Source organism: Novipirellula sp. (assembly GCF_041583735.1).
In the GTDB taxonomy this organism is placed as follows: domain Bacteria; phylum Planctomycetota; class Planctomycetia; order Pirellulales; family Pirellulaceae; genus Novipirellula.
The window spans coordinates 1-11,170 of the sequence record NZ_JBFHFD010000260.1; the positions used below are offsets into that span (position 1 = coordinate 1).

General features: G+C 53.6%; 9 protein-coding genes. 4 read left to right on the plus strand and 5 right to left on the minus strand.

Features of this window, described 5'->3' with window-relative positions; genetic code table 11:
* Positions 1-805, plus strand: an 805-nt coding sequence (locus tag ABX962_RS18800) for a DUF1552 domain-containing protein (protein ID WP_372721571.1), incomplete at its 5' end; no start/stop codon positions are given.
* A gap of 199 nt (positions 806-1,004) precedes the next feature.
* Here ABX962_RS18800 and ABX962_RS18805 read toward each other — a convergent pair.
* The gene (locus ABX962_RS18805; RefSeq protein WP_372721572.1) at positions 1,005-1,775 is read right to left on the minus strand and encodes a rhomboid family intramembrane serine protease; all 771 of its coding nucleotides are present in this window, start codon (positions 1,773-1,775) and stop codon (positions 1,005-1,007) included.
* Positions 1,776-1,861: 86 nt separating this feature from the next.
* Here ABX962_RS18805 and ABX962_RS18810 point away from each other — a divergent pair, with 86 nt between their 5' ends.
* A complete protein-coding gene (locus ABX962_RS18810) occupies positions 1,862-3,643 on the plus strand; it encodes an SMP-30/gluconolactonase/LRE family protein (protein ID WP_372721573.1) in 1,782 nt (593 codons plus the stop codon).
* A 323-nt stretch (positions 3,644-3,966) separates the two neighbouring features.
* Here ABX962_RS18810 and ABX962_RS18815 read toward each other — a convergent pair whose 3' ends face one another.
* Positions 3,967-4,494, minus strand: a complete 528-nt coding sequence (locus tag ABX962_RS18815) for a hypothetical protein (protein WP_372721574.1) — start codon at positions 4,492-4,494, stop codon at positions 3,967-3,969.
* Between the two features lie 1,044 nt (positions 4,495-5,538).
* On the opposite strand from ABX962_RS18815, the gene ABX962_RS18820 reads away from it, so the two are divergent.
* Both ABX962_RS18820 and ABX962_RS18825 read left to right on the plus strand, forming a co-directional pair.
* Entirely contained in the window at positions 5,539-6,021 is a 483-nt protein-coding gene (locus ABX962_RS18820) for a hypothetical protein (protein ID WP_372721575.1), read from the plus strand.
* A 37-nt stretch (positions 6,022-6,058) separates the two neighbouring features.
* Positions 6,059-6,505 carry a response regulator gene (locus tag ABX962_RS18825; RefSeq protein WP_372721576.1) on the plus strand — a complete coding sequence of 149 codons (447 nt, stop codon included), beginning with the start codon at positions 6,059-6,061 and terminating at the stop codon, positions 6,503-6,505.
* Between the two features lie 327 nt (positions 6,506-6,832).
* On the opposite strand, the gene sdhB is transcribed toward ABX962_RS18825, so the two are convergent.
* The 3 genes from sdhB to ABX962_RS18840 form a co-directional block, all read right to left on the minus strand.
* Positions 6,833-7,687: a succinate dehydrogenase iron-sulfur subunit gene (sdhB, locus tag ABX962_RS18830; protein ID WP_372721577.1), complete on the minus strand. Its 855-nt coding sequence runs from the start codon at positions 7,685-7,687 to the stop codon at positions 6,833-6,835.
* 133 nt (positions 7,688-7,820) lie between these two features.
* Positions 7,821-9,785 carry a succinate dehydrogenase flavoprotein subunit gene (gene sdhA, locus ABX962_RS18835; RefSeq protein WP_372721578.1) on the minus strand — a complete coding sequence of 655 codons (1,965 nt, stop codon included), beginning with the start codon at positions 9,783-9,785 and terminating at the stop codon, positions 7,821-7,823.
* 96 nt (positions 9,786-9,881) lie between these two features.
* Positions 9,882-10,775: a succinate dehydrogenase cytochrome b558 subunit gene (locus ABX962_RS18840; protein WP_372721579.1), complete on the minus strand. Its 894-nt coding sequence runs from the start codon at positions 10,773-10,775 to the stop codon at positions 9,882-9,884.
* Positions 10,776-11,170 lie beyond the last annotated feature (395 nt).

Consider the following 11,170-nt stretch of genomic DNA (forward strand, 5'->3'; position numbering starts at 1 on the left):
GATGGCAAAAGAAGTCGATCCCGGCGCACTGTTCGATCGCTTGTTCGCCGGACAAACATCCAAAGAAACGCGGCGAGCCAAGAGTGTTCGTGAGAAGTACCGCAAGAGTGTGCTTGATTTTGTGCTCGAAGATGCCAAGCAACTGCACAAGACTCTGCCCGAAATCGATCGGCGAAAATTGGACGAATACTTGTACGCGGTCCGCGATGTCGAAAAACGATTGGCCGGTGCAGAGCGGCTGAGTATCTCGGAGGACGGTGTTCCTGATTACCCCCGACCCAGCGGTGTGCCGCAAGAGTTGAAAGAGCACTCCGAGTTGATGATGGATATGATCACGCTGGCGATTCAAACCGATAGTTCGCGAATTATTTCATTCATGTTCACCAATGCCGGCAGCAATCGAAGCTATCCCGACATCGACGTTAAAGAGGGGCATCATGAATTGTCGCATCATGGCAAAAGCGAGCACAAGCAAGCTCAGATCGCAAAGATCAATCGATATCATATTGATCGATTTGGCTATTTGCTGAAGCGGCTCAGTTCAATCAGCGAAGGGGATGGAACGTTGCTAGATCATTGCATGCTGGTTTACGGCAGCGGCATCAGCGACGGGGATCGCCACAATCATGATGACCTGCCGATTCTGTTGGCCGGCAACGGCAATGGCCGCATCAAAACGGGCCAGCATATTCGCTACGAGAACCACACGCCGTTGTGCAATTTGTATCTCTGGATGCTCAAAGAAATGGGCGTCAAGGCAGACAAGTTTGGCGACAGCAACGGCGTGCTGAAGAACCTCGGCTAACGCGTTCGTTATCGCAAATGAAATCGAATCAATCCGAGGTAGCGGAACTCGTCAAGAGTTTCGGGGAGCATACACCATGGAACGAAAGTCTTGACGACTTCCGCTACGCGAAATTAGCACAAACCCTAAAAGGAAAAATGCTTCACCGCGTTGGCCAAAACGGCTGATATACCGAAAGACACCTGCCTATCTGGTTGAATCAGAAACGCCGTTCTGTGACTGCCTCGTGCCCGAGCGGCGTTCGTCCGATGATGATCGCCGCTAACGCTCCTGCGGCAAAGCCGCCGATGTGAGCCCACCATGCGACTCCGGTCGCGGCGCCACCGGCCACTGCCGTGATGCCGCTGTACGTTTGCAGCGCAAACCAAATCCCTAGAAACAACGGCGCTGGCAAAATGATTACTTGGATGATCACGATCAGCGGTATCAACGTCTGGACCTTCGCATGCGGATACAGCCATGCGTAAGCGCCCATCACACCCGCGATCGCGCCGCTTGCGCCAATCGTCGGCATTGGACTCGATGGATCGGTGAAGTAGTGTGATAACGAAGCCGCGATCCCGGTCCCTAAATACATCAACGCGTAACCGAAATGCCCCAAACGATCTTCGACGTTATCGCCAAAGATATACAGAAACCACATGTTGCCAATGAAGTGCATCCATCCGCCATGCAAGAACATGCAAGTGACCACCGTCATCCACGCCGGGATCGGTGACGGAGCAAGTTTGCGAGTGATCGTGCGGACTTCGATTCCACGCGGGGTTTGAATGCCGACGCGTTCGTTGACGACGGGATCGGCATTCGCATCGGACAATCGCGCGGGGACCATGCCAAAGCGTTCGGCAATTCGGCCGCCACGTTCCTCCGAGACCAACTGGGCGATAAACGCGGCGGAGCACAACGCAATGATCAAATAATTGATCACAGGAAACGTGCGGCTCGGTATGCTGTCGCGTAGAGGTATCATCGCGTTTGATTATCATGTGCTTTGCAACAAAGACAACCCTCCCTCCTTCCTCCCCCCTTTCTAGAACACCTACCAAGGAATTGCATATGCGAAAAACAATTGTCGCTCTCCGCCTGACACGTTTGTGGGGAACCCTCACGCTGGTTCTCGTCACGGTTGCCGTCACACTGCACGCCGAAGAGTCGTACCCGCTGCATGCTGATTCTCAAACACAGAGCGGCGTTCCCGAAGGCCGGGTGGAATCGTATCACTTCGCCAACAGCAGCGTGTTCCCGGGAACCGAGCGAGACTATTTCGTTTATGTTCCGGCACAATACGATGCGGCCAAGCCCGCTGCGTTGATGGTGTTCCAAGACGGAGGTGGTTACCTCAACCGAAAAGGCAATTGGCGTGTGCCCGTGGTGTTTGACAACTTGATTCACAAAGGAGAAATGCCGGTCACGATTGCCGTTATGGTGAACCCCGGTGTTGTGCCGGGCGGCGACGATGCACAGTCACGGTTCAATCGCAGTTACGAGTACGACAGCGTCAGCGATCGCTACGCCACATTTTTGATCGACGAGTTGTTACCGGTCGTCAAACAAAAATACAACATCACGGACGATCCGAATCTGCGTGGGATCGGTGGCAGCAGCAGCGGCGCGATCGCTGCGTTTGGGGTTGCATGGCATCGCCCCGATCAATTCCGTCGCGTTTTCAGCACGGTTGGAACCTACGTGGGACTTCGAGGTGGTAATGAGTACCCGACGTTGGTTCGCAAGACCGAGCCCAAACCGCTGCGTGTTTTTCTGCAAGACGGTCGCAACGATCTCGACATTTACGCCGGCAGTTGGTGGAACGCCAACCAGACCATGCTGTCGGCGCTGCAGTGGGCGGGATATCAAGTCAAAAACGAGTGGGGCGACGGAGGCCATAACGGTAAACATGGCGCAGCCATCATGCCCGACGCGATGCGTTGGCTTTGGCAAGACGCTGACAAACCGATCGAAGTGACGATCGATGAACATCCCGAATTGAAAGATCGCTTGATTCCCGGCGAGACATGGGAAATGGTCAGCGACGGGCACCGCTATACCGAAGGCCCCGCCGTTGCGCCCGATGGAAGCGTCTTTTTTATTGACGGCCCTGCGGCAGAAATTTGGAAAGTGAATGCCGATGGCAAGGGAGCGTCCAAATTCATCGAAGGCATTAGCGGAGTCAGCGGCTTGATGTTCGATGCAAAAGGCAACTTGTACGCAGCAAGAAACAAAGAGCGAAAGATCTCGCGTATCACGCCTGATGGTACGCAGACCGTGATCGCGACGGATGTCGGGTGTAACGATCTGGTGGTGCTCGAGGATGGAATCTATTTCACTGATCCGCTGAAGCCCGCGGTGTGGTATTTGCCGCATGGGGGCGAGCCCATCGTGGTAGCCAGTGGCGATGCGGGCTCGTTTCCTGGTAAACCCAACGGTATCGCTGTTACGCCCGACAAGCGTTTCTTGGTTGTCGTCGATGCCACGGGCCGTTATGTGTGGTCGTACCGGATTGAGCAGCCCGGCAAGCTGTCGTTTGGACAGCCGTATTACTACGTCCATCAACCGCAAGACGAACTGAATACCGGTGCGGATGGCGTCACGATGGCCAAGGACGGTTCGCTGCTGGTCGCATCCTCGCTCGGAGTGCAAGTGTTTGATCAACCGGGACGTGTGCACGTGATCATCGATCGGCCAAGTGCGCAGGGACGTTTGTCAAATTGTGTCTTCGCGGGATCGGATGGAAAGACACTCTACGTAACGTGTGGATCACGGGTGTATCGCCGCAACACGCGGATCGAAGGATTCGCACCGTGGCAAGAATCGGTGATTCCTGCAAAGCCGCGATTGTAGAGAGAAGTCGCGGCAAAAAAAAACGCGAGCTGGCATTGCGTCGTGCGCCGCCAGCTTCGCGATTTACTATTCGACGTTTTGGTCGGTTGGTGATCCTTCGCCAACCGATCGTGCGTCTGTTGCGCTGAATAACGATGAAGCCGCTAACGACTTCGATTCAATGCAACTAAACAGTAAAAAATGGGAGCGACATCCATGTGCATGAGTTGTGGGCGACTCATTTCGCGATCGATCCATCAGTGGAAGCTCCCAATTGCTTGTCGTTAGGTTCCTTCTTAACGATTTGCGATACCCTGATTCATTCGGGGTACGTGGTTATCTAGTTAAATGGTTATCAAACCAACGTTCGGTCTGTCGTTTTGTTTGACTGTTCTAGGCAACAATCCTAGAGATGAGTTTTCGTCGATAAGGGGGATCCGAGTGACAAGTATACTTAGGTCATTCTGGCTTCGCATCAAGAGCTCTCGGACAATTTGTTTAAGAAAAGTCATGTGCAAGCAACTCTTCATCGTCGTGCTGATCAGTGATGGAAACTCAACGTTCAGATCGTGCGTGAATGTGGCGACGTTCGCTTCCCATGTCAACAACAATCCGGAAAGAGTTTTCCAGCGCAGCCGCGGATCACGACGAAAGTTCCGCAAAATACACGCGTTGCTCACATAAACTTTTTTTTGATTTGTATGCTCTACAGAGTTTGTTTGGTGAGCACGACGGAGTGCAGCCAAAACGAAAATCTCTGTGTTGTCGTGCATGCCACTGCTGCTCGGATGCGTTGATAATAAAGGTTCACAATCATCTTCGCTAACGACGGGAAAGCTAGCAGCGCGAGGAGCTTTGTTTTTGGCAGTCATGCTTGTGTTTATTCGGTCGCCGATGCTTGCGTGGAGTGACACCGTGTGAATGTCACCGAGTTAAAGGTGACTCAGCATAACGTCACTCGGGATGCCGTGGTGGCTCGTGTCTCTGTTTATCCGCGTCTCTGTTTATCCGTGATGCAAAAATCCGTGATGTAAATACGACAATGATGACGCTGGTGACAAACGCATCGTGTTGTTCCACTTGGCATTCGATTCGGTTCCGACTGAGTGGATTCGGTAAGGAAGTGGACAAGTCAGCGAGTGAGCATGTGCATACTTGCAACGACGGGGGTGTTAGCACGATCGGCTTGCTGGTGACTTCGCATTCGCAACGATCATTCGCGAGTGTTACCGTTCGCTTTTTGTAACAAAGTTGCGACGCAATCGTGGTGCGGATAGCCGCAAACTGAGTTTCTTTTTTGGCATGCGTTTGCATCGTGCGTGAGCGAGGGGGTGCCGCTGGGGATAACCCGATGTTTCTACGGTTTGCGGTTCCATTTGATGACCACCAAGCATGAGGGAGCAGCGCGTTATCAGGCATGCTCAAACAAGGGACGATCGAAAAAAAGGGACGGGACGAGACGATGTGGGATGCTGAGACTTGGCATTTAGTAACCTTGTTTTCAAGGGCTATGCAGCGGAGCGTGATCGCTCGACCGCCGCTAGCGCCGGATCGCTGGTGCCGATCGCCTGACCGGCTAGGCGTAACATGTTGCCACAAAAGGCTCGATACGGCTGCTTTGGCGGCGGGGAGAGGTTGTCCCCCGAAGGGGCTGGTTGGCGATTTTGTTGGAGGGGGTGTTGTTGTTTTGGCTCGGCGAAATGCAGTGTTTTCTGCCCGGGGACCGCGATTGGGGCGTACGGAGAAGCTAACGGGGCTTCGCGAGCAGAATCTTGCGAAATGCTTGACCCTGCTTCTCGCAAGCGGTTAAAATTTAATGAGCGGCAAAGCGGGAACACGTATCTTCTGCTCCGTGTTTGACCTGCACCTATTCTCTCCCTGTGCCGTAGCGTTTTCACATTCACGGAGGCATTTTCATGGCTACAGTCGTATCGACGGTACGTGCAGCGAAAAAGACGCTGGTGGTTAATTCCGCTTTTCTTCAGGAGATTAAAGAGAGTCACCCAGAATTTTGGCATACGCTTCATCATGTACGCCAGGTCTGTGAAGACATGGATGAGCCGTCACATGTGACGCGAACATTAGTGCGGCTGTTGAATGATCTTCGAGATCAAATGGCGCTGCAGTTTGCCCTCGAAGAAGCGTATGGGTATATCGAAGTCGCACCCGAGTACCGTTCGTCTAAAGTGAATGCTGCTGAAAAAGCCATGGCTCAGCATTGTTCCTTGTATTTGCAATTAAGCGAACTGATTGAGAAAGCCGAAGAGCTTCAGTATCGAGGTGCTAGTGCAGCTTGTGTCCAAGAGTTGGTGGATCAAACTCAGGCATTTGACGAAAAGTTGCGAGAGCATGAGCAAGCCGAGAATGGATTGATCAAGGATTCGCTCAGCGCAGGTTGATCACATTTCAGACGATTTAAATAGGGGAGCTTCCCATATGCATTCAGGCTCACGTTTCAAGCCGATGGAGATTTTGTTGGTCGAGGATGGCCTGATGGATGCACGCGTAACGATCCATTCACTTCGCCGTAGCCAAGTACATCACCGTTTGACGTTGGTGCGTTGTGTCAGCGAAGCGATCAAATTTTTGCGACAAGAAGGTGTCTTCGCGCGGGCGCCTAAGCCCGATTTGCTTTTGCTCGATCTGAATCTGCCGGATGGTTCCGGTATCGATGTGATCGAGTTGTTGCAAAACAGCGATGTGAACACCGAAGCATTGACGACGGTGGTTTTGACCGCCAACGAAGATGAGTGCATTCGCGAACGCTGCAATGCGCTTGGCGTCCACGATTACATTCGCAAACCGGTCCACGAAGACGAATTCATGCGCGTGGTGCGAGATCACAAACGCTTGATGGTCCATTCGACGCCTGTGCTGGCGTAATCGCGTCCGAGGTCCTCGCCTCGCGTTCTCGCCCCGTTCGCAGCGCGATTGGGGTTCGGTAGGCATGATCTTGTTCGGCGTTTGGGGGCTACGATCGATCCGCGAGCCATCCGCGACGTCGTTAGCCGGCCATGCTATTGATCATCAGGGCGGCTAACCCTTCAGCGCCGCGGCTACCTCAATGCCATCGACGTCGATACCAAGCAGCCGCTTTTTTAGCAAAACGCCGCGAGCGCCCAAGTAAATCTCGAACGTTTTCCTCGCGACACGCGGACGAGGCCCCGCGTCGCGAGCGCTACCCAGGTCGATGGTATTGGCAAACGCCGGTTATTTCTCGAACCACGTGCGGATCGCGTACAACGTGGTTGCTCGGCCCGTTCTTGCGATCGATGTTGTCAACGGAATTTCTTTCGGGCATACCGCAACACAGTTCTGTGCGTTGCCACAAACCTGAATTCCGCCAGGGCCGGTGAGCGCTTCGAGGCGATCGTCCGCAAGCGTTTTGCCGGTGGGATGGTTGTTGAACAACATCGCTTGCGAGATCGCATGGGGACCGACAAAGCTTTCGTCGAATTCCGCATCCTTACGTGCTTGGTAGGCTTCGTCCGATTCGCCTTCACGCCGCTCCAGTTCCACCTTCAAGAATTGAGGGCAGGCTTCCAAGCAGCAACCGCAGCTCATGCATTGGCTGAGTGGATAGTTTCGTTCTTGGTCTTCGCGTGGTACCCGTTCGCCGGGGCCCATGTCGTAATAGCCGTCCACCGGCACCCAAGCCTTGACTCGTGACAGATTGTGGAACAGTCGTTCGCGGTCGACTTGCAGGTCACGTACGACGGGAAACTTGCTCATCGGTTCGAGCACAAGTTCGTCGCTGTTTTCGGCCAGCAGTCGATCGACCAGCGCACTGCAGCTTTGTCGAACGCGGCCGTTGATGACCATCGTGCAAGCCCCACAAACCTCTTCGAGACATCCGCAATCCCAAGCGACCGGATTGACTTTTTTGCCGTCCGATGTCTTGGCTTGGGCCGCGATTCGTTGCAGGACGCTGATCACGTTCAATTCGGGTTCGTACTTGATCTTGTGAAGTTCCCAGTACGGTTCTTTACCCGGAGCGTCTTGTCGACGAACGCGAACGTTGATGAATTCGGGACGTTTCTTCAAATTGGGTTCGAGGGCATTCATCCGTCGATCCTAACAATGGCAAAAATGGTGAATTTGAATTTCAGTGAGACAATAATATTCTAGCGTCGGAATCAAGTCCGTTTGGTTCGTCGTGACAGCCAGGGCTGCCTCGTGTTCCCGTTCGATTGAGCGGCTATTGGGCAACTGCGGCTTTGGCCCGCTCGTTCCAAACCTTTTCAATCTCTTCGGCCCCGACAAGGCCGTACAATCGCGGCCGTGGTGGAATCAACGAGGTGTCGACATCTTCGTAGACGATGTCGGGCATCTTCGTGTTTGCATTCCAGGATGCCACCGTCGACTTCAGATATTTTTGATTGTTCTTTTCGAACTCATCACACCAAGCCTCGGCTTGTTGACGTCGCTCGACGGGATCTTCGGATGTCAGCGATGGTTTTTGGAAGTCGGGCTTAAAGTGGGCTCCTCGGCACTCGTCGCGTTGTAACGCACCTTTGAGGATCGTTTTTGCCAGCGGGAACATGTCTTGAAGTGCTTTGGCAAAGATCACGTTTTGGTTGGTCCAACTGCCCGTGTCCGAAAGGTTCACTCGCATCGCACGCTCGTGCAGTTCTTGAATCTTTTCGATCGCGTCGGCCAGTTGGTCGTTGCGGCGAACCACGGTTGCCACGCGTGTCATCAGATCCCCCAGTTCTTGGTGGATCAGGTACGGGTTCTCGTCGCTGCCGGGATTGCCGTTGAGCAGATCTTGATGACGCTTGGTTTGCGCCTGAATCGCTGCATCGATCACCGCAGCGGGCACATCGTTGCTGCCGCTGGATTGGCTGTTGGCATAATTTAGAATCGAAGGGCCGGTGAACAAGCCGGTGAAGATGCACGACAGCAGCGAGTTGGCACCGAGTCGGTTCGCACCGTGGTAGTGATAATCGCACTCGCCAATTGCGTACAAACCGGGGATGTTGGTCATGTGGTTCTGCGGGGCACCCGGTTCAAGACCTCCGTTGTCGCTCTTGACGTAATCGGCCCACAATCCACCCATGCTGTAATGGACCGCAGGGAAAATCCGCATCGGTTCATCGCGGGGGTCAACGCCTTGGAATTTTTCGTAGATCTCGAGAATGCCACCGAGTTTACGGTCGAGTTCCGAGCGTTCGATGTGGGTCAGGTCTAGGTAGACGCACATTTTGTCGGGGTCGACACTCAAGCCATCGTTGACACAGATGTCAAAAATTTCGCGAGTGGCGATGTCACGTGGAACGAGGTTGCCGTACTCGGGATAACGTTCTTCTAAGAAGTAGTAGCGTTCGTTTTCAGGGATCTGTTTAGGTTCACGTGGGTCTTGCGGCTTTCGTGGAACCCACACGCGTCCGCCTTCGCCACGCGCCGATTCGCTCATCAATCGCAGTTTGTCACTACCGGGAATTGCAGTCGGGTGAACTTGGATGAACTCGCCGTTGGCGTACTTTGCTCCCGCTTGGAAGCAGCGGCTCGCAGCACTGCCGGTGCAGAAAACACTCATCGTGCTGCGTCCGTAAACGAGTCCGCAGCCACCGGTCGCAACGACCACGGCATCGGCTGGGAACGCCTTGATTTCCATCGAAACCATGTCTTGAGCGACTGCACCACGGCAACGTCCGTCGTCGTCTTTGATCGGCGCCAAGAAATCCCAGAATTCGTACTTTTTGACCATGCCTTCGTTTTCGGCACGACGCACTTGTTCATCCAATGCGTATAGCAGTTGTTGCCCCGTCGTTGCACCTGCGAACGCGGTTCGTTTGTAGAGCGTGCCGCCGAAGCGTCGGCGATCGATAAAGCCTTCGCCGGTGCGATTAAATGGAACACCAAGACGGTCCATCAAGTCGATGACTTTAGGAGCCCAATACGCCATCTCTTTGACCGGCGGTTGGTGATTCAAAAAGTCACCGCCGTATACGGTGTCATCCAAATGCTTCCACTCGTCATCACCAAGTTGCCGCGTCGCATCGTTACAACTGTTAATGCCACCTTGGGCACACACGCTATGCGAGCGTTTCACCGGAGTCAGGCTGAGCAAGTCAACCTTCACCCCCAACTCCGTTAGTTTCATGGTGGCTGCGAGTCCGGCAAGTCCACCACCAATTACGACAACACGATGCTCAGACATAATTCAAATCAAACAATTTTGTGGAAGTAGCTTATAGGTCTTGTAACGCAAACTTGGATGGGGAACTTCAAGTTTGGTCATCGAAGGTTGGGTTGATTACTGAAGTGGATCCGAGTCATTCGAATCCGCCGTTTTGGCGTTCGCACGTGGCGATGGAGCATCGGGGGCCAGCGAAGCTTCCTCAGCCGGTTCGTCGTAGCGTTTCTCGGGCATATCCGAGATGACGCCGGACTCGAGGTTCGCATCGTACATGCGGTTTTCAATTTCACGGTATTTGGCGGCTTCTTCGGGGCCCGGTGCCACAGCAGCCCACCAAGCACTCAAAGCAATAACCGAAAGAACGGCACCAAACACCACCGAAACTTTTGAAGCTCGCTTCTGCGCCGCCGGTGTGATCCACAATCCCCAGGTGATTCCCGCTGTCCACAATCCGTTTGCGAGGTGATAGACACAGCACATCATGCCAACAAGATAAAACGCGGGCCACACAAATCCGCCCCACTGGTTCATCGACTCGACCAGCGTGCTGGCGGCGTTGTAAGGTTTAAATGCAGCAAATTGCAGCGGACGAATGACTTCCAAGTACGGCCCAAAATGGAACCATCCATGCAAATGCAAAATGTGAAAGAACAGATAGACCAAGGCGACAATCCCGGTATAACGCTGCCACGCATACCGCCGATTGCTCGCGAAACGATAATGGCGGGTGTTCAATTTCGCGTTCTTCGCGATCCAGACGCCAAGGATGCCATGGAACAGTAATGGAATAAAGATTCCGCCCCATTCGATTAACGGAAGCGCCTTGCCAGCACTGTGGATCATATAGACCGCACGCTGAAACGTTTCGGGGCTGTTCATCAGGCTGGCGTTGGTCGTCAGGTGGATGACCATATAGAGCCCAAGAGGCACGATCCCAATCAAGGAGTGGAATCGGCGAATCGCGAACTCGTGCCGAAGAAAGAATGATGGGTTGGTAGTCAAGTTAGCCACGTCGGTCGTCTTGCTTTGCATGTGAAAGAGGTTAGGCCGCAACAAGTGCGAAATGACGGATTATCGCAGCATTCCGTCTCTGCTTGACAAATTATCTTAGCCGCTTCGCAATCGCCTGCCACGCAATGGTAGGATGGGCACGCTTGCCCGTCCATTAAGGGTGAGCAAATGGGCTCACCCTACTGCTAACTCATTTCCAGTCGGTTTGCTAGAGAGCTTCCCAGGGGAGAAGCAAGCAAGCGACATCGGTACGCGGTTGCATGTCAGGTGTTCTGCGGCGTTTTTGTACTCGAAGTCCAGCACGCACGTCAATTTAAGGCGATACGGCACCGTCGCCAAGGACAGCATCATCCCAGGAAGTCAATATTGGACACAATGCCACACATGTTCGGTCA

Bases quoted from the DNA above. Each gene is read 5' to 3' on its own strand.
- ABX962_RS18805 (WP_372721572.1), bottom strand. From the start codon at position 1,775: ATGATACCTCTACGCGACAGCATACCGAGCCGCACGTTTCCTGTGATC.
- ABX962_RS18810 (WP_372721573.1), top strand. From the start codon at position 1,862: ATGCGAAAAACAATTGTCGCTCTCCGCCTGACACGTTTGTGGGGAACC.
- ABX962_RS18815 (WP_372721574.1), bottom strand. From the start codon at position 4,494: ATGACTGCCAAAAACAAAGCTCCTCGCGCTGCTAGCTTTCCCGTCGTT.
- ABX962_RS18820 (WP_372721575.1), top strand. From the start codon at position 5,539: ATGGCTACAGTCGTATCGACGGTACGTGCAGCGAAAAAGACGCTGGTG.
- ABX962_RS18825 (WP_372721576.1), top strand. From the start codon at position 6,059: ATGCATTCAGGCTCACGTTTCAAGCCGATGGAGATTTTGTTGGTCGAG.
- sdhB (WP_372721577.1), bottom strand. From the start codon at position 7,687: ATGAATGCCCTCGAACCCAATTTGAAGAAACGTCCCGAATTCATCAAC.
- sdhA (WP_372721578.1), bottom strand. From the start codon at position 9,785: ATGTCTGAGCATCGTGTTGTCGTAATTGGTGGTGGACTTGCCGGACTC.